Raw genomic sequence first — 17,787 nt, 5'->3', positions numbered from 1 at the left:
GCGGAGGTGGCGGACGACGGCGCGAGCTCACCCGGTCCGGACACGGGCGGCCAGCGACCGCCCCAGCGCCGGCAGGGCGACCCGCAGGCGACGGGAGTTGGGCACCCGGTGCCGGCGGGTCCACACATCGAAGTCGGCGGCCTCGATCTCGTCGAGGATGCCGCGGTAGAGCAGCAAGGCGGTGCGGATGCAGGGGCGCGAGACCGGGTCGAGCATGGCGCAGCCCGGCTCCGCCCGGCGGTAGAGGTCGCGGTTGATCGCGGCGCACTCGGCCAGCGCGGCGCGCACCCGCGGGTCCTGTGTGCGACTGCCGCGGCAGTACTCCAGCAGAGCGCGGTCGGCGCCGTGGGCCGCCAGCACGTCGTCGGGCAGGTAGACGCGGCCGCGGTCGAGGTCCTCGGCGACGTCGCGCAGGAAGTTGGTGAGCTGGAACGCCTCGCCCAGTGCGGCGGCGTGCGGTGCGGCACGCTGCCGCGGCACGACGGTGCCCAGGACCGGCAGCATCTGCAGGCCGATGACCTGCGCCGAGCCGTACATGTAACTCCGCAGGTCGGCGTAGGTGGGGTAGTGGTCGACGGTGAGGTCGGCGCGCATGGAGGCCATGAACGCGCGGAAGTACCCGGCGGGGATGGCGTAGCGACGGGCGGTGTCGGCCAGGGCGCGCACGACGGGCTCGCGGGCGGCGCCGGCGGGGTCGACAGGGTCGGTCGGCTCCTCCAGGACGGCTTCGACCTCGCTGTCGACGGCGTCGATCCGGGCGCGCCGCTGCGCGGTTCGGGGCGGGACGCCGTCGGCGCCGGTGCCGTCGACGACGTCGTCCACCCAGCGGGCGAACCCGTAGAGGGCGTGGACGGCCGGGCGGCGGGCGGCGGGCAGGACGCGGGTGGCCAGATAGTAGGTGCGCCCGTGGTGGGCGTGCAGCTCGCGGCAGCGGGCGTAGGCGGCGCGCAGGCCGGTATCGGTGATACCGGCGGCGTCGAGTTCGGCGGTGGTCCCCATCAGCCCCTCCCTCGGCCCACGGCGGTCCCGGCGATACGTGCGGCGGCGAGCTTGCCCGACACCACGGCGGTGGGCAGGCCGACGCCCGGCGTGGTGCCGCACCCGGCCAGAACGGCGTTGACGGTGCCCGCCACGGTGTTGCGCGGGCGGAAAGGCCCGGTCTGGGCGAAGGTGTGCGCGGTGGCGAAAGGGGTGCCGAACGCCATGCCGCCGGCCGACCAGTCCTCGGGGGTGATGAGGTGCTCCGCGGTGATGGCCGAACCGAAACCGGTCAGTCCGCGCGCTTCGAGGGTGTCGACGAGGTGGTCGCGGTAGCGCCGGCCGAAGCGGCGCCAGTCGGTCGTGCCGTTGCGCAGGTTGGGGCAGGGCGCCAGCACGGACAGCAGCTGGCGGCCCGGCGGGGCGAGTCCGGGATCGGTTGCCGTGGGTCGGGTGATCAGCAGCGACGGGTCGGTCATGGTGGACCCCTGGTGGATGATCTCGTCGAAGGTCCGCTCCCAGGCGGCGCCGAAGGAGACGGTGTGGTGGCCCAGCTGGGGCCAGCCTCGGTCGGTGCCGGCGTGCAGCACCACCGCCGATGGTGAGAAGCGCAGCGGGACCGGACGCCAGGGGGTGCGGCCGAGCAGTCGGTAGGCCAGCGGCAGGTCGGGGGTCAGCACCACGGCGTCGCAGGGAAAGCGTGTGCCGTCGGCGGTGACGGCCGCGGTGGCGCGTTCGCCGCGGCGCTCCAGGCGGTTGACGGCGCTGCCGTAGCGGATCTCGCCGCCGGCCGCGGTGACCGCGTCGGCCATGGCCGTTCCCAGCGAGCGCATCCCGCCTTCGGGGAAGTAGACGCCGGCGACCGTATCCATGTAGGCGATGACGGCGTAGGCGGCCAGCGCGCGCCGGGGGGCGACACCCGCATAAAGGGCCTGGAAGGAGAAGAGCCGGCGCAGGCGCTCGTCGGAGACGAATCGGCCGATGGCCGGTGCCAGCCGGCCGAAGGCGCCGAGCGCGGCCAGGCGGGCGAGTTCGGGGCAGAGCAGCTGCAGCGGGGAGTCGAAGTTGGTGTCGATGAAGCGGTGCATCTGCAGCTCGTAGAGGCGGCCGAGCCACCGGCGCAGCCGCAGGTAGCCCCGGGCGTCGCGCGCACCGGCGACACGGCGCACCTCGGCGGCCATGGCTTCGGCGCCGGTGTGCACGTCGATCGTCGAGCCGTCGGCGAAGCGGGCGTGGTAGGCGGGCTCCAGCCGGGTCAGGTTCAGGCTGCGTTCCAGCGACGCCCCGACGGCCGCGAGGGCCTCGTCGACGAGTTCGGGCATGGTCAGCACGGTCGGCCCGGTATCCAACCGGAATCCGCCGATGTCCAGTCGGCCGGCGCGGCCGCCCGGGTGCGAGTCGCGCTCGACGACGGTGACCCGGCGCCCGGCGCCGAGCAGGTGCAGGGCCGCCGCCAGGCCGGAGACACCCGCCCCCACGACGACGACGCGGTCGGTGGGGCCGGGGACGGTGCGCACGGTAGTGGAGTGAGCGGTCACGGGCGGCGGCGCCTTTCAGCTCGGGTGCGGCTCTGCGGTTCGTCGGCGACCGGCCGCGGGATCGGGCGGGCGCGACGTTCGTGCGGCGGGACCGGCTGCCCGGACCGGCGCGGCCCCGACGGGCGGGTAGCGGCGACGGCCGCAACCGGCACCGCAGCCGGCACCGCAGCCGGCCGCAACCGGGTACATGCCCACTCGGCGGCCACCGGCCACGCTCGCCGCCGCCGGCGGGACTCCTCGCGCCCCGCACCACGGGGGCGGTTCAACGGATACGGGTGCCGGCCTGCACGGCCATCGTCTCCAGTGCCCTGCGGGCCTCGCCCGGCATCGGGGCGCCGCGGATGTGGGCCAACCCTTCGTCCACCAGGCGGGCGATGCGCTCCTCGACGGCGGCGCGCGCGCCCAACGCCTCCAGCAGCGCGGCGAGGCGGGCCGCGTCGGCGGCGGTGAGCTCCGGCTCGCCCGCGCCGTCCCGCAGGGCCGCCGCGGACTCGGCGTCGCCGCGCGCCAGAGCGCGCTCCACGCCCAGCGCCAGCAGCAGCGTGCGCTTCCCCTCGCGCAGATCCTCGCCTACCGGCTTGCCGGTCACGGCCGGGTCGCCGTAGAGGCCGAGCAGGTCGTCGCGCAGCTGGAAGGCGGTTCCGATCCCGGCGCCGTAGCCGCGCAGGGCCGCGACGAGCCCGCCCCCGGCACCGGCCAGGGCCGCGCCCAGATGCAGGGGACGCTCGACGCTGTATGCCGCGGTCTTGAGCCGGTCCACCCGCAGCGCGGCGTCGGGCGACTCCTGGCGCCCGGCCTGGGCGCGCAGGTCGAGGAACTGGCCCGCGATCAACTCCGTGCGCATGCGCCGCCACGGCACCCGGGCGCCCCCGCGCGCGCCCAGCTCCTCCAAGGCTTCGTCGAGCATGTCGTCGGCCCAGACGAGAGCGAGATCGCCGGCCAGCACGGCGACCGACTCCCCGTAGCGTCCGGAGCCGCCGGACCAGCGGGACCGCCGGTGCTGCTCGGCGACCGCGGCGTGCAGGGCAGCGCGGCCGCGGCGCAGCACCGAGCCGTCCATCACGTCGTCCTGGATCAGCGCGCAGGCATGCACCAGCTCCAGCGCCGAGGCCGCCCGCAGCGCCGCGTGCGCCGCGGGCCCGTCGGCGGTTCCGCCGGCGGCGCGCCATCCCCACCAGGCGAAGACCGGGCGGATGCGCTTGCCGCCGGACAGGGTGAACTCCGCCAGCCGCGCCACCACCTCCGACTGGAACTCGGCGTCGAGAACGGTGTCGAGGCCGCCGCCCGCGTCTGCGGCGTCATCGGGAGGCCGCTCCTCGACCGCCGCACGCCGGTCGGCGAAGAACTCCCCCAGGAACGCGGCCACGGCTCCGGCGATGTCGCCGTCCAGCGGTGCAGGGGCGCACCGCGCGGGATCGTCCTGGGCGGGAGGCGCTTCAGGCACGCCTACGCGGGCGGCGGGCGGATACGTCCGTGCACTCTCTGCCATGAAAGACGCCTCCACGGGGTGATTGTGCGCGTTGACCCACATTTATCTCTATTTTCATAATTCTTGTTTTTCAAACTTCTTTCTTGTAAGTTCAGGCGGGCGATCTTCACCGGCGGGAGGGTGTGTGCCACCTACAACAGGCTCCGAGAGGGCGGCCGAAAGCGTGGAGCCCGAGCAAGTGGTCCTGCTCGACGGCGACCACCACCCCGCGGGCGCGGCCGACAAGCGCCGGGTGCACGGCCCGGACACGCCGCTCCATCTCGCATTCTCCTGCTATGTGTTCGATCCGGGGGGACGACTGCTCGTGACACGCCGTGCGCTGAGCAAGACCGCCTGGCCCGGGGTGTGGACCAACTCCTTCTGCGGCCACCCCGCTCCGGGCGAGCCGTCGGAGGAGGCGCTGCACCGGCGCGCACACCAGGAGCTGGGGATCGCGATAGGCGGGGTCTCGGTGCTGCTGCCCGACTTCGCCTACCGGGCCGTGGACGCCTCGGGTGTCGTGGAGAACGAGTTCTGCCCCGTGTACCGGGCGACGACGGAGCAGACCCCGCGGCCCGATCCGGCCGAGGTCGTCGAATGGGAGTGGGTCGACTGGGGCGACTTCACGGATCTGTGCCGACGGGCCCCGTGGGCGATCAGCCCGTGGGCGGCCGCACAGGCGCCGCTGCTGCCCGCGGACCCGGCGGGAGGGTGAGCCGCGCGCTCCGAACGGTCGGGCCGCCCCCGGCCCCTCCCTGGACGGGCGTCACACGTCGGGGATCTCGCCTGTGCGGGTGATTCGCCGGGCGACCTCGCGCAGCTTGGTGTTGGCGTTCATGGAGTAGGTCTTGAGCACCTCGAACGCCTGCTCGTCGGTCAGCCGGCGGCGCTCCATGATGATGCCGACCGCCTCGCCGATCTCCTGGCGGGTGGTGTAGCCCTCCCGCAGCGTGGCCTCGCGCTGGGACCCCGCGATGGCCAGCGCGGCGTGCGAGGCGAACACCCAGCCGACCTCGCGGGCGTCGTCGTCGAACACGCCGGGAGTGCGCGCGTACAGGTCGAGGGCCCCCAGGTGGTCCTCGTAGGTGTAGAGGTCGAAACCGAGCATCGCGCCGATACCCAAGTCGACGGCGCGCGGGCGGTAGCACGGCCAGCGCGACTCGTCCGCCATGTCGTCGACGCGGAAGCTCTGCTCGTGCCGGGCGGCGTCCAGGCAGGGTCCCTCGTTGCACTCCATCTGGGCGCGGTCGGACTCGCGGACCATCTCGCAGGTGGCGGCCGGGGCCTGGAACTCGCGCTTGCGCCGGTCGACCAGGATGATGCCGGCCTCCTCGCAGCCGTCGATGGCCTCGACCGCCATCTGCGCGATGCGCTGCAACAGCTCCTCTGTCGAACCCTGCGCGAAGAGCTCGCGCGCCATATCGGCGAACAGGCGGGGATAGGCGTCGATGCGCTTGCGGTCGCCCCCCTCGGGCATGGGCTGCCTCCTCTGCATACCGACCGACCCCACCGGTCGGCCCAACGGTCACGCCTACCCCACTACCCACAGCCCCGCCGGAGTCGCATTCACCGGAGCGCCACGACGCGTCGGCCCTACGCGGACACGGCGACGACCGGACCTCGTACCCGAGGGTGTGCGGGCCGCGGCGAACTCCGCCGCGTATTCGCCGCGGACGACCGGAGCACGCCGGTTCCCGCCGCCAACAGATTCGGCGCACCGGCCGCACGGCACATCGCCGCCGCCCTGTCGAGGGCAGGTCAGCAGCGCTTTCTTCATGCTCACGAGAAGTAGGGCGGGCGGGGCTCGAACCCGCGACCCGAGGACTCCGGATCCTGCGCTCAAGCACCCTACAAGGCCCGCCTGACCTGCGCTACGAAGCAGAGAGGCTGGGCCCGTCGGCGTATTCTTCACCGCGCATTCGCCAAAGTACACGGCGAGCCGGCGGCACGAGACCGCCTCGCGCGGCGGCCGCCGACCGCTCTGCGTCCCTCGCCGAGAGGCGGAGCCAGCCATTGGACGGTTCCGCTGAGCACTCCTTTCGGAGATCGGAAAGGCGCCGGTGTCCGCAGTGTCCGCACCGCCGCGAACCGGCATGTGACCTGAGCGGATGCTGCGGACACCGGCCGCGGCGAATCGTCGATCGTGGGCGAACCGTTGCCGAACGCGGTGTTCGGCGTGGCGCGGCGAGAGGCACATCCCATGGCCAGGGCGACCAGAGGGAGGAGCAATGGACATCATGGACATCGCGCGGCGGAAGGAGCGGCCCGCGCACCGGGTGTTCTCCGCCGGCTTCTACGGCGGTTCGTGGGACCACGACGTCCGCTCCGTCCTCGGCAAGGCGCCTCGGGGCGGCGCGGACGTCGGCGAGGTCCTCTCCACCATCGCGGCGGTCGAACCCCACGACACCGAGGCGTGGCCGACCGCCTGGATCGCTCTCGGCGACCGCGTCGGTGCCGTCGCCGCGCGCGCGGCCGAGCGGGGGCACCGGGTCTCGGCCGCGCGCGCCCACCTCCGGGCCGCGAACTACCTCGCCGTGGCGGTGAACGCGCTCGCGGGCCGCACCGACGCCGAAGACCGGCTGCAGGCCGTCTTCCGGCGGCACCGGGCCGAGTGGGACGGTTTCACCGCACAGAGCGGGTGGGACGTGCGTGTACTCGACCTGCCCTACGGCGACGGCACCATGCCCGGACTGCTCTTCCGCCCCGACGCCGCCGGCAGCCCGCGTCCGACGCTGGTGATGGTAAACGGCAGCGACGGCTCCATCAGCGGGTTGTGGTGCGAAGGTGCCGAAGGGGCGCTGGAACGCGGCTACAACGTCCTGCTCTTCGACGGTCCCGGCCAGCAGTCGATGCTCCTCGACCAGGGGGTGGTGTTCCGCCCCGACTGGGAGGCGGTGCTGACTCCCGTCGTCGACGTCCTGCTCGGCCGCGACGACACGGACCCCGCAGCCGTCGTCGCCTACGGCATCAGCCAAGGGGGGTACTGGCTCCCGCGCGCGCTCGCCTTCGAGCACCGCTTCGCCGCCGCGGCCGTCGACGGCGGTGTGGTGGACGTGTCCAGGTCCTGGTGGGCCCACATCCCCGACTCTCTGCGCAAGGCGTATGACAAGGGCGAGAAGGAGAAGTTCGACCGGGACATGGCGCTGGGCTTCAAGCTGCCGGGCGGCAAGGCCGCCGAACGGACGTGGGCCTTCCGCGCCCGCCCCTACGGCACCCGGGGCTACGCCGAAACCCTCGACGCCGTCTCGGCCTACAGCCTCACCGATGCCCTTTGCGCCCGGATCGAGACACCGCTCTTCGTCGCGGCGCCGCACAACGAGGAGTTCTTCCCCGGCCAGTCGCAGGAGCTCGCCGCCGCCGTGCCGGGGGCCGAGCCGGTAGAGTTCACGGCCGCCGAAGGGGCCGACCGCCACTGCCAGCCTTTGGCCCGCGAACTGACCGAGCAGCGCGTCTTCGACTGGATGGACGAACGCCTCGGCCGCTGAGCGCGGCTTCGAGGGCTTCTGAGTCGCCGCAAACTTCACCCCGCATTCGCCGCAGCCAACCGGACAGCACCGCACTCTGCCGCAACCAACCGGACGCGCAGCCGAGCGCCGCTGCCCTGTAAACCGCAGGTCAGCGGCGCTTATTTCATGCTCAAGGGGAGTAGGGCGGGCGGGGCTCGAACCCGCGACCCAAGGATTATGAGTTCTCGACTCCGCGGAAACGCCGTCCGCATATGGTTGCGAGGTTTTCCGTGCGCCCAGTTCAGGAGGGGTCATCAGGACCCCCACGGAAACCTTGCTCGCGATCACTTGCAGACTCCAGGCTGGCGGATTGGCTGGCGGACCATGAGCCTAGACCACTCGCCATCCGGCTCGCAGCCCGCTGGGAGACGCGGTCGGTCACGTGCTGGTAGAACCGCTGGGTCGTGGCCGGGTTGGCGTGGCCCAGGATCTGCTGCACGACGCGCACGTCCTCGCCCTCCTCGAGCAGCGCGGTGGCGGCGCGGTGGCGCATGTCGTGCACCCGGTACTCGTCCAGGTCCAGGTCACGCAGGATCTGCTGCCACTGCTCGTAGTCCTCCCGGTGGTTGAGGGGGCGCCCGTTGGGTTGGGCGAACACGAGCTGGTCCCGCTTCACCGGCGTGTGGCACCCGGGGCAGACCCGGTCCTTGCGGCGCGGGGCGTGGCCGCAATGGGCCACACAGCCCGTCGGGCACTTCTTGTGGTGGGGGGTGTGGCCCCAGCCCTCCCACGCCGCGCCCAGCCGCTCGCGCTCGGCCTTCTGCTCCTGGCGGTGGCGCTGCAGGGCCACCGCCAGAATCGGGTCGATGCGGATGGACCGCCGGGACTTCGCCGTCTTGGGCCGCTTCAGACTGAGTCCGCCGCCGACGCGCTGCGGGCAGGCCCGGGCGTGGGCCTCGCACCCGGGCTCGCAGAACGTGGGGCACACGTGCCCCCGCTTCGAGCAGTTGTGTCGGCAGTCGGGCTCGTGGCGGTGGCGCGTGCAGTCGTCCGGGCATGGCCGCTTGCAGAGGTGGCGGGCGTTGGCGCAGTCCGCGGGGCAGGTCGGCTTGTGGCGGTGGCGCGTGCATTCGTCGGGGCAGGGGTAGCGGTGCAGCTTCGCGCCGCAGCGGTGCGGGTCGCCGCAGCCGTGGCGCCAGGGCAGCCGCACCAGCTCCCACTCGATCGCGACGTAGGCGTTGTGCGGGTCGTCGATGTCCAGGCACTGCCAGGTGAGGCCGAGCGTCTCGCCCTGGCGGGGCCCGACCATCAGCGCCAGCAGCCACCGAGCGGCCATGCGCTGCCCGGCGACCGCGGTCAGGATGTCGCCGACCTCGTCGCGGTCGGGCACGTCCATGTCGCGCTCGGGGATCGCCGGAGGGGAGACGTTCGAGCAGGGGTTGCGCATCAGCCGGCCCCGGATCACCGCGACCTTCAGCGCCCGCGACAGGATGCGGTGGCACTGCACGACGGTCGCCGGCCCCAGGCCCTGCTCCTCGCGCAGCCAGACGTGCCAGGATTCGACGACCTCCTCGGTCAGCACCTCGTTGGTGAGCCGGATCCGGTCGTAGTAGGGGATGAGGTGGCGCTCGGTCTTGCCGCGGTAGCTGGTGTAGTAGGTCGACTCGGCGACGGTGGTCTGGGCGATGGTGTACAGCCAGTGGCGCAGCCACTCGCCGACGGTGGGGGCGCGGCCCTTCGGCCGGAGGAAGCCGTCGGCGCGGTCCTCGAGGAAACGTCGCCGTTTATCGAGCGCCTCTTCCGGTGTGGCGCCGGAGAACTCGCGCCGGTCGCGTTTCCCGCCGCGCCATCCGAGGTCGACGTTCGCGACCCAGCGCCCATCTCGCCTTAGGTAAAGCGCACCTTCCCCTTTTTGCCGCCGTCCTTTCTTCGCTCCCATTTCCCTCCCCATGTAAACCAGGGCTCGGCTTAGACGTCGTGGCGGGCGCGCTCGATGTCGCGCGCCAGCTGGGCCTCCGTGCCGGCAACGAACCCTTCGCGCCATCCGGTCTGGTGTGCCCAGCGGGCGGCGGTCTGCGCTCGCCGCTGGCCCCGGGCCATGACGCTGCCGGCGGCCGCGGCGCCGACGGCCGTTCCCGCGACCGCCAGAATGCCCGCTGTGTAAGGATTCTCGACGGCGATCTCGACTCCCACAATGACCGCCGCGAGTCCCCACAGGGCGCATACGACGCGGCGCGCGCTATAGGATTGGCCTCCCATTACTCCCCCTCGTCCCATGTATCGCGTCCGGGAACTATATGACGCAATTGCACATGGGCCAGGGTTCCGATATCGGAACGTTATCCGTGCCGAGATGCGCGCAATTGTAGTGATTACTCGCTGTCGCCCCGGAATGTGCGTATCGTTTCTTGGAGTTGATCCCGCGCCGCCTCGGCGCTGCGCGACAGCGACCGCAGGTAGGCCGCCTCCAGTTGCGCCTTCTGCTCGCGCGTCAGGTCGGGCGCCGCCCGCAACTCGTCGAGCCCCTGGATGATCTGCTGGCGTAGCTCCTCGCTGACGCCGGGCAGCGCCGCGACCTCGGGTTCCTGCTGAATGCGCCCCTTCAGGTGGTTGCGCATGATGGCGGCCGCATCGGCGCGTCCGACCTCGTCCAGGTCCGCTGCGGTGATGCCGAGCGTGAGGGCGACCTGGACCAGGGTCAGGGCCGGGGCCGCCGTGGGTTTGCCCGCGCGTGTCCTGCCCTCCTCGATCTCGCGGAGCCGGCGCCCCGAGACGCCCCTGTCGTAGCCGGCCTCGTGAATGCGCCGGCTGAGCGTCTCGGGAGAGATCAGCATCGCCTCGCGCCGCTCTCGGATGAGCCTCGCCTCGGGTGGCTGGTCAGGCTCGTTTCTGCTGGCCACGCGGTCTCCTCCCACCAGTCGCCGGAAGCCTCGCAAGCATATGCAGATTACCACCGTGCGACTTGGACATCTTGTGACAGCCGCACCTATCCCTATACCCAAGCGATAGCCATGAAGTCAGGACAGGTATTGCGGATCATTGCGGTCTATGGCTATGGTCGACCCATGACCGAAACACCGGAGGCCGACGCCTCCCGGGTGCAGGTGCGTGTGGTGGAGCTGGAACCGCTGCTGGTGCCGGTGCCCAAGGCCGCTGAGCTGCTGGGGCTCTCGGCACGGGCGGTGTACGACCTCATCTACGCCGGAGAGATCGACGCCGTGCGGGTGGGCCTGCGCAAAGGCCGGCACAACATCACCTACGGCGCACTGCAGGCCTACGTCGAACGCTGCCGCGAGGAGGACCGCCTCCTGCACGGCAGTGTCGACGACCGGCCGCGCCCCGCCCCCGAGCCCGGCCGCCGCGGCCGCGCCTCGAAGCGCGTCGCCTGACCCCGCCTGACAGCACAAAGCCCCCGGGATGCACCCCGGGGGCTGAAAAGAAGTACCGATCGAAAGGAACTCCGTGCCGAAGAGTAACAGCCCGATCGCGGATGCGGAACCACTGATGACCCCCAGCGAGGTCGCGCAGGCGTTCCGCGTCGACCCCAAGACGGTCACCCGCTGGGCCAAGCAGGGCAAGCTTCCGTTCATCTGGACCCTCGGCGGGCACCGCCGCTACCCCGAGCGCGAGATCCGCGAGCTGATGCAGCGCGGTCGGCCCGCGGCCGACGCGGCTCCCGCCGCTCCGCTCCCGCGGCGCACCGTCACCGTCGAGGCCGCGACCCTCGAGCACTCCCGGATGGACGCCGACATCGTCCTGGACTACCCGGTGCTCGCGCTGCGCGAGGACGGCACGCTGATCGGGACCGCGGCCGTCCGCGACGACATCGACGAAGCGGCCGCGGTCTACGCCAGGGCGCACCGCGCCACGGTGGTCGAGGAGGTCGAGGCCCGATGACCGACACCGCCACCGCCACCGCCACCGCGCCCAGCGAGCAGCTCGCCGACTCGCCCGTGCGCCACCTCCTCGCCGTGCAGCGCCTGGTCGAGCACCTCATCGAGACCACGCCGGCGACCTGGCCGGGGCTGCACCACACCATCCCCGACACCGACGGCCGGTGCGTGGTGCACTACTCCGCCGCCCGCGGCACCGCCGCAGCCGCCGCCATCACCGCGGTCGACGGGGCGCTCGCCACCTGGCGCACGCTGCTCGCCAACGCGGTCGAACAGCAGGACCGCGACGAGGACCGCGACCACCCCGGCGCCTCCGGGGTGCTGCGCGGCACCCGCGACGGCTACCCGATCACGATCGTGGTCTCCCTGGTGGGGGGTGGGCTGTGATGCTGACCCTCACCGTGCCCACCCGCGGCCCGCGCTGGGTCACCGGCGCCGAGCTGCACCCCACCCTGGTCATCACCGACCCGACCCGCGCCCTCGGCCTGCACGACCAGGAGGTCGTCGTCACCGACGTGACCCCCTCGGACCTGGACCCACGGGTGCTGCTCGTCGACTACGCCGTACCCGGCTCCAGCGCCGTCGGCTGCGTCACCGTCGGGGTGCGCGAACGCGTGCGGGTCCTGCGGGGAGGTGCGCCGCGATGAGATCCACCGCCTACACCGACCCCTACCTGCAGTGGGTCCCCGTCGCCCACGCCGATGGCTGCGCCGCCGACGGCTGGGAGGTGCGAACCCTGGAGCGCACGGGCATGCCGCCCGGCTGGGACACGCGCATCACGGTGCAGGTCGCCCTGCGCGCGGTCTGCCGCACCTGCGGCACCAGCTACGAGCTGGCCGCCGACACCGGCTGGATCGACGAGGAGACCGGCGGCCCCGAGGGCCCGATCATCGACGTGACCACGCGGGCCACCTACGGCCACCTCACCCGGCCCCGGCGGGTGCGCGAGTACTGGCTGCACGCCCACGGCGAGCGCCTGCACCGCGACCCCGGCAGCGGCTACCTGGGCTACTACCTGACCCGCTCGCGCCGCGCGCCCACCACCCCCGACGAGGTCCTGGGCCTGGTGTGGTCGCACATCAACCGGGCCGGCAACACCAAGTTCGCCGCCGCGACAGCGGCGGTGAGCGAGGCGGGCCGAACCCTCTACGCCGCCCGCCGGGCCGAACGCACCTGGGACAGCCCGACCGGGGCCGCCCGCTGGATCGCCACGGCCCTGGTCGACGGCGCCGACGACCACCCCGCGGCGGGGTCGTGATGGCTCCTCCGCCGACCGCAGCACTCCGAGTCTGGCATGGCCGAGTGCGTCCCACTGCGGTCGGCGGAGGTCCCCGCCCCCGCGCACTCCCTGACCCCCGCCGCCGGTCGCTGCACCTCTCGGCGCGGCCGGCGGCGGGCACCATCCCGGAGGTCTGGATGACCGACGCGAACGCCCGCGCCCGCATGCGGCGCCAGCGGCAGGACACCTACGACGCCTGGCGCCGCACCGGCGCCACCATCGCCCAGGCAGCCGCCGAACTCCAGGTGGCCCCCGGCATCGCCGCCCGCTACTACGAGCCGCTGTATCGCTACGACACCGCGGCCGCCGCGATCCCCCACGCCGCAATCGACACCGGCCGACGCCGGTGGCCCGCCGACCAGGACTGGCGCTCGGTCGCCGCCTGCACCGGGCCCGACGTCGAGGCCGACTGGTGGACCGAGGTCCGCGGCTACAGCACCTATGCCACCGCGCCCGAAACCGCGCAGCTCGCGGTGCGCATCTGCCGCACCGAGTGCCCCGTGCGCCCCGAGTGCCTGGACGACGCGCTCTCGGCCGCGGCCGAGCAGGGCCAGCCCCACGAAACCATTCGCGGCGGCTACACCCCGCGCGAGCTGCGCCGCCTCGACCCGGCCACGGACGAGGCGGTGGCGTCGTGACCGGACTCCTGCACGCCGTGGCCGCCACGGTCATCGTGGTCGGCACCGTCGCGGCGGCCGCCGCCTGGATCGTGTCCATGATCGGCCGCAGCGCCCGGGGCGGTGACGACTGATGGAGATCCTGCCGCCGGCCGAGGACATGATCCCCGCCGACCTGCTGCTGATCGCCTCCACCTACGCCGTCATCCTGCTCGGCGTCGGCGGCGCATCCGCCCTGATCCTGCACGCGGTCCGGTGCTGGCGCGAGGTGCGCCTGGAGATGGCGCTCGAGGAGGCCTGCCGCGACCGCGACGCCGCCCGCGGCGAGGCCGACCACCTGCGCGGTCTGCTGGTGCGCGCCGCCCCGCACCTGCTCCCCGAGGAGCCCGCGGCGGCTACGACGCGGATCGGCAGGCACCGCGTATGACCACCACCCAGACACCCCAGACGCCCTCGACCGCGGCCGGCGGAGTGGTCACGCACGGCCAGAGGCGGGGGTCCCGCGGGTGGGGGCTGCGCGCCCCGCGCAGCAGCGCGCCGCCCCCACCCGCCCTGCCCGGCCGGTACAGACCCCGGGCGCCGTGATCGGCCTGCCCTCCCCACTGGGGGGTGACGGGAGGGCAGGCCCCGGCCGCGGTCCCCGTCCACCGCGGCCCCCCGCCCCCGGGACTCCGTACCCGGGGGCGGCCCCCCGACCCCCGCCGGCCGGTCTGCACCCCCGGGCCGGTCGGCGGGCCCACCCCACTGACAGAGACGAGGACCGGCCATGCCCACCACGCTCGCCCCCAAGAGGCAGCTGATGTACCCCGACGCCAACGCTGTGCCCTGGCCCATCAATCACTACGCCTACATCCGCGCGGTCGGCGACGCCCTGCGCACCGAGCTGCCCGCCGCGACCGAGCTCGCCCTGCCCTACTGCCACCAGCAGGGCCGCGACATCCGCTCGGCCGAGATCATCCTCACCCCGCCCGAGCAGGGCGGGATCGTCCTGCGCTGGGACGAGTTCGACGGCTGGAGCCACACCCGCACCGTCCGGCCCGCCGCGCTGGTCTCCGGCGCCCACCCGCTGCTCTCACCCGACGAGGTCGTCGACGCCGTCCGCCGGCTGCTGGAGGGCCTGGAGGTCCTGGCCTCGGTCGACGACCGGCGCCGCCGCCTCGTCTCGACCGTGGCGCCGGGGTTCGAGCGCCAGCTCGCCGCCTACCGCCGCGGCACCTGATCCATCACCGAGGCGGCCCGGCCCTCACGAGGGGCGGGGTCGGGCCGCCGCCCCTGGACCCGGCGGGGTGATGCCGGGCACCGGGCCGCCCGCTGCGTGGGGGAGCGCGCGGGCGGCCCACCACACATCACGACGACGAGGGGGATCCATGGACACCAGTACCGCCACCGTGGTCGGGACCGCGCTCCATACCGTCGCCGCGGGGAGACTGCCGGAAGGGCGCCGGTCATGACGGCGGCCGGCATCGAGCGCGTCCGCGTCGACCCGACCATCTGGGAGCGGCTGCTGGCGTGCGCGTCGCGCCTGCCGCGCGCCGTCCAGGCGACGCTGTGCAAGCTGAAGCTGTTCATGTGGCCGGACGGGTCGGCTTCTCCGGGCAACGACCGGCTGAGCCAGGTCACCCTAGGGCTGAACCGCACCTCGCTATGCGAGCACCTGGCCGCGGCCGAGGCCGCCGGGTGGCTGCGGCTGGCCGAGCGCGGCGGCCACCGGTCCACGGGTGACCGCTCCAGCCGCTACGAGGCCACCGTCCCGCGCGAGGTCTACGACCGCCGCGAGGCGCTGCTCTCGGGTGATCTGTGGGACGTCGCCCCGCCGCTGGCCTCAACGTCAGGAAATCCCGACGTTCAGCCCGCGGCCGGTCCGGCCCAACGTCAGGATCCCCAGACGTTCGACTCGCAAGACCCCGCCGTCGAACGTCTGGAAAACCCGACGTTCGACCCCGCCTCAACGTCTGGAAATCCCGACGTTCAGGCGGCCTCAACGTCAGAGAATCCCGACGTTCCTGATCATCAATCATCAGGCTCTTCCGAGTTCGGTTCTGATCATGATCATCATCAGGAGCGAACGTCAGGGAATGGCGCGGCAACGTCGGCGGATCCCGTCGTTGAGGCCGCCGCCGTCGCGATCCGCGAAGCGATCGGCGCAGCCGTCGACGACGCCTGGGCCGCCCGCGTCGTCGAGGGCCTGCTGGGCGACCGCGACGTCCGGTCCCGCCCGCCGTGGGTGCGGGCCAAGTACGTCCGCAAGTCCATCTGGGCGGCTGCGCGCGAGAACAAGACCCGGGCCCGCGAGCGGTTCCTGCCGACGCACACACCCGCCGACCGCCTGGACTGGGACGCCGTCGACCAGGCCGCAGCCGAACGCTTCCCATCGGCGCCACCGCCCGCCGAACCCGCCCCCGAGCCGGAGCCGGAGCGCGATCCGGAGCCGGTCGAGTCCGACCCGCACGCCCCCGCGCCGTGGGACGCCCCGGACCTGACACTGATCATGGGCCGCGGCCGCGGCGGCGGCGCCGGCCTGCAGCCGCCGCTGCTGGGCAGCGTGCCCGCGCTGACACCGGCCACCGCACCCAAGGGCACCCCGCACGCCACCGACCGGGCCACGCCCGACCGCGCGACCATCCTCGACCAGACACGCCAGCACCTCGCCGAGGTCAAGGACCGCTGCCGCGAGCAGCGCGACCGCCGCGGCCGCGGACGGGAGGCGGTGTGACGCGCCGGCAGGAACCCCGCCCGTCGCCGGTGCGGCTGTGCCCCGGCGCGCTGGCCGACCTCGCCGCGGCGCTGCGCCCCGACTGGCACCGCGCCGCGATCGACGGCGCCATCACCGGGTGCGTCACCGCCGGCTGGCCCTGGCCCCGCGTGGTCGTCGGCATGGTCCGCACCGCGCTGGACCCCGACGGCCAGCCCTACGACCTGCCCCGCACCGTCATCCGCCTCGGCCCGCCCGACCTGCTGCACCGGCCCCCGCAGCCCGCCGACCCGGCCGCCCGCGACCGCTACCTGCAGGAGATGCGCGACCAACTGCCCCCCACCGAGGGCCAGCAGATGCTGCCGATCGTCGCGCCCGACGAAACCCGGGCACGGCCGCCATGAGACGCCGCCTCCGCCGCCGACGACGCAGCCCCGCCTGCGCGGCAAGCGCCGGTTCATCGACGAGTACGAAGTCGGCCACGCCCTGGCCTGGACCTGCCAGTGCGGATCAACGAGTGCCCCCGCTGCGGCGGATGGCACCTGACCAGCCGCCCCTGACGTGAACGAGGAGACATGGCCCTGACATTCGACCCGCGCCGACTGGACCCCAAGGCCCCAATGCGCGTCGCGCCGCGCGACTGCCACCTGCTGGTCATCACCAACTGCGACAACACCACCGCCGTGCACAGCCACGCCGACCCCGACCAGGTCGCCGCGGCCCTCGCCGACATCACCGCCGACGCCTACGTGCGCCTCGACGCCGGCCCGCTGCACGTGCCGCCGGCGTTCGCCGACCAGCTGCGCGCCGCCGGTTGGACACCACCCGCCCACCACGAATCCGGAGCATCCGAGTGAACCCGTTCCGATCCGCGAGCTACGCCATCCGCTTCGGCGCCGTGGCCCTGCTCGCCATCGTCGCCCTAGCCGCCATCGCGATCTACGCCTTCGGCGGGCTGGCCCGCGTCACCGCCGGCTGGCGCGGCGAGGGCGAGGAGATCGAGCGCACCGAGGCCGACGGCGACTTCCGCATCGCCGCCTACGAGGAGTTCTACAACCTCTGCACCTCGGTGCAGGACGCCGAGGCCGACATCGCCTCGCTGGAGACCGAGCTGGAGAGCGACCCGCCCCAAGCCCGCGAAACCCAGATCCAGGCCAGCCTCACCGCGATCCGCAACACCCGCGCCCAGGCCATCAACGACTACAACGCCGCGGCCGCCCAAGAGCACCGCGCCGAACTGCGCGACTCCGACCTGCCCGAACGACTCGACACCGACGCCGAGGAGACCACGTGCACCACCTGACCAAGAAGACCCTGTTCGCCGGCGGCGCCGTCGCCGCGGTCCTGCTGCTGACCGCATCGGACTGCGAAGGTTCCTCGTCTCAGGACCAGGAGGCCAAGCGGCGCCAGGCCGGCTACGACCAACTCTCGGCCAACCAGCCCGCCGACTCCATGAGCTACAGCCCCACGCGCGAAACGATCAACCGCTGGATCGACACGTGGGACAAGAAGGGCGCACTCGCTTACGTCTACGTCCAGAACGGCGCTGGCCAGTACGGCTACTACGTCCTCGACGGGCCGCCCGTCTCCTACTGCGCGATGCTCACACCCAACTACGAGATCCACGACGACGACAGCACCAGCGCAGACGAGGTCGTGCCCGCCCCGGGCATGGACGGCGCCTATTACTCCGGCCAGCAGTGCGACGTCTACTACGGATTCGACGCCACCACCGGCGCCTACGTCGAGTTCAGCCTGGGCGCGAACCAGAGCTACTTCCTGTTCAACCAGCCGCAGACCATGGGCCCCTACTCCGACGCTACCCAGCTCGGCGAGACCTCCGTCGACGAGGCCAAGGGCGGGGGCGGCAACTGAT

21 protein-coding genes and 1 pseudogene are annotated in these 17,787 nt (G+C 73.0%); 15 read left to right on the top strand and 7 right to left on the bottom strand.

The window, feature by feature from the left end:
- Window positions 1–27 precede the first annotated feature (27 nt).
- From EKD16_RS08260 to EKD16_RS08250, 3 genes are all read right to left on the bottom strand, one after another.
- Complete coding sequence (locus EKD16_RS08260; protein ID WP_207391466.1) at window positions 28–999, bottom strand: phytoene/squalene synthase family protein; 972 nt, start codon at window positions 997–999, stop codon at window positions 28–30.
- Window positions 999–2,516, bottom strand: a complete 1,518-nt coding sequence (gene crtI, locus EKD16_RS08255) for a phytoene desaturase family protein (protein ID WP_242677290.1) — start codon at window positions 2,514–2,516, stop codon at window positions 999–1,001. The genes EKD16_RS08260 and crtI overlap by 1 nt, the downstream gene beginning before the upstream one ends.
- 262 nt (window positions 2,517–2,778) lie before the next feature.
- The gene (locus EKD16_RS08250) at window positions 2,779–4,005 is read right to left on the bottom strand and encodes a polyprenyl synthetase family protein (RefSeq protein WP_165498529.1); all 1,227 of its coding nucleotides are present in this window, start codon (window positions 4,003–4,005) and stop codon (window positions 2,779–2,781) included.
- A 124-nt stretch (window positions 4,006–4,129) separates the two neighbouring features.
- Between EKD16_RS08250 and idi the strand changes: the two genes are divergently transcribed.
- The gene (gene idi, locus EKD16_RS08245) at window positions 4,130–4,699 is read left to right on the top strand and encodes an isopentenyl-diphosphate Delta-isomerase (RefSeq protein WP_131097845.1); all 570 of its coding nucleotides are present in this window, start codon (window positions 4,130–4,132) and stop codon (window positions 4,697–4,699) included.
- A gap of 51 nt (window positions 4,700–4,750) precedes the next feature.
- Here idi and EKD16_RS08240 read toward each other — a convergent pair whose 3' ends face one another.
- Entirely contained in the window at window positions 4,751–5,461 is a 711-nt protein-coding gene (locus tag EKD16_RS08240) for a GAF and ANTAR domain-containing protein (protein WP_131097844.1), read from the bottom strand.
- A 751-nt stretch (window positions 5,462–6,212) separates the two neighbouring features.
- Between EKD16_RS08240 and EKD16_RS25290 the strand changes: the two genes are divergently transcribed.
- Entirely contained in the window at window positions 6,213–7,469 is a 1,257-nt protein-coding gene (locus tag EKD16_RS25290; protein WP_207391465.1) for an alpha/beta hydrolase family protein, read from the top strand.
- A gap of 262 nt (window positions 7,470–7,731) precedes the next feature.
- Here EKD16_RS25290 and EKD16_RS08230 read toward each other — a convergent pair whose 3' ends face one another.
- The 3 genes from EKD16_RS08230 to EKD16_RS08225 all read right to left on the bottom strand — a co-directional run bounded on the left by EKD16_RS08230 (window position 7,732) and on the right by EKD16_RS08225 (window position 10,330).
- A complete protein-coding gene (locus EKD16_RS08230) occupies window positions 7,732–9,369 on the bottom strand; it encodes a tyrosine-type recombinase/integrase (protein WP_165498528.1) in 1,638 nt (545 codons plus the stop codon).
- A 29-nt stretch (window positions 9,370–9,398) separates the two neighbouring features.
- Entirely contained in the window at window positions 9,399–9,689 is a 291-nt protein-coding gene (locus tag EKD16_RS25285; RefSeq protein WP_165498527.1) for a hypothetical protein, read from the bottom strand.
- Between the two features lie 113 nt (window positions 9,690–9,802).
- Window positions 9,803–10,330 (bottom strand): hypothetical protein, encoded by a 528-nt coding sequence (locus EKD16_RS08225; protein WP_131097842.1) that lies wholly within the window; start codon window positions 10,328–10,330, stop codon window positions 9,803–9,805.
- A 165-nt stretch (window positions 10,331–10,495) separates the two neighbouring features.
- On the opposite strand from EKD16_RS08225, the gene EKD16_RS08220 reads away from it, so the two are divergent.
- The 13 genes and pseudogenes from EKD16_RS08220 (at window position 10,496) to EKD16_RS08165 (ending at window position 17,786) form a co-directional block, all read left to right on the top strand.
- Window positions 10,496–10,819, top strand: coding sequence for a helix-turn-helix domain-containing protein (locus EKD16_RS08220; protein ID WP_165498526.1), 324 nt, complete (start codon window positions 10,496–10,498; stop codon window positions 10,817–10,819).
- 115 nt (window positions 10,820–10,934) lie between these two features.
- Window positions 10,935–11,075: pseudogene (locus EKD16_RS26025) on the top strand (BldC family transcriptional regulator); the annotation flags it as partial.
- A gap of 248 nt (window positions 11,076–11,323) precedes the next feature.
- On the top strand, window positions 11,324–11,710 hold the full coding sequence (locus EKD16_RS08210; protein ID WP_131097840.1) for a hypothetical protein: 387 nt from the start codon (window positions 11,324–11,326) through the stop codon (window positions 11,708–11,710).
- Window positions 11,710–11,970 (top strand): hypothetical protein, encoded by a 261-nt coding sequence (locus EKD16_RS08205; RefSeq protein ID WP_131097839.1) that lies wholly within the window; start codon window positions 11,710–11,712, stop codon window positions 11,968–11,970. Before EKD16_RS08210 ends, EKD16_RS08205 begins: the two co-directional genes overlap by 1 nt.
- The gene (locus EKD16_RS08200) at window positions 11,967–12,581 is read left to right on the top strand and encodes a hypothetical protein (RefSeq protein ID WP_131097838.1); all 615 of its coding nucleotides are present in this window, start codon (window positions 11,967–11,969) and stop codon (window positions 12,579–12,581) included. Before EKD16_RS08205 ends, EKD16_RS08200 begins: the two co-directional genes overlap by 4 nt.
- A 158-nt stretch (window positions 12,582–12,739) precedes the next feature.
- Window positions 12,740–13,240 (top strand): WhiB family transcriptional regulator, encoded by a 501-nt coding sequence (locus EKD16_RS08195; RefSeq protein WP_165498525.1) that lies wholly within the window; start codon window positions 12,740–12,742, stop codon window positions 13,238–13,240.
- A gap of 112 nt (window positions 13,241–13,352) precedes the next feature.
- Entirely contained in the window at window positions 13,353–13,646 is a 294-nt protein-coding gene (locus EKD16_RS08190) for a hypothetical protein (protein WP_131097836.1), read from the top strand.
- A 339-nt stretch (window positions 13,647–13,985) separates the two neighbouring features.
- Window positions 13,986–14,438, top strand: a complete 453-nt coding sequence (locus EKD16_RS08185) for a hypothetical protein (protein WP_131097835.1) — start codon at window positions 13,986–13,988, stop codon at window positions 14,436–14,438.
- A 228-nt stretch (window positions 14,439–14,666) separates the two neighbouring features.
- Window positions 14,667–15,932: a hypothetical protein gene (locus EKD16_RS08180; RefSeq protein WP_131097834.1), complete on the top strand. Its 1,266-nt coding sequence runs from the start codon at window positions 14,667–14,669 to the stop codon at window positions 15,930–15,932.
- Window positions 15,929–16,315, top strand: a complete 387-nt coding sequence (locus EKD16_RS08175) for a hypothetical protein (protein ID WP_131097833.1) — start codon at window positions 15,929–15,931, stop codon at window positions 16,313–16,315. Before EKD16_RS08180 ends, EKD16_RS08175 begins: the two co-directional genes overlap by 4 nt.
- A 171-nt stretch (window positions 16,316–16,486) precedes the next feature.
- Window positions 16,487–16,768 carry a hypothetical protein gene (locus tag EKD16_RS25280; RefSeq protein ID WP_165498453.1) on the top strand — a complete coding sequence of 94 codons (282 nt, stop codon included), beginning with the start codon at window positions 16,487–16,489 and terminating at the stop codon, window positions 16,766–16,768.
- Window positions 16,765–17,214, top strand: coding sequence for a hypothetical protein (locus tag EKD16_RS08170; protein WP_207391464.1), 450 nt, complete (start codon window positions 16,765–16,767; stop codon window positions 17,212–17,214). The genes EKD16_RS25280 and EKD16_RS08170 overlap by 4 nt, the downstream gene beginning before the upstream one ends.
- Window positions 17,202–17,786 carry a hypothetical protein gene (locus EKD16_RS08165; protein ID WP_131097832.1) on the top strand — a complete coding sequence of 195 codons (585 nt, stop codon included), beginning with the start codon at window positions 17,202–17,204 and terminating at the stop codon, window positions 17,784–17,786. Before EKD16_RS08170 ends, EKD16_RS08165 begins: the two co-directional genes overlap by 13 nt.
- Window position 17,787: the final 1 nt, after the last annotated feature.

Origin of the sequence: Streptomonospora litoralis (assembly GCF_004323735.1) — a bacterium.
Taxonomy (GTDB): Bacteria; Actinomycetota; Actinomycetes; order Streptosporangiales; family Streptosporangiaceae; genus Streptomonospora; species Streptomonospora litoralis.
Note: the sequence above shows the minus strand (reverse complement) of the source record. Positions and strands in the feature narration are given on the sequence as shown.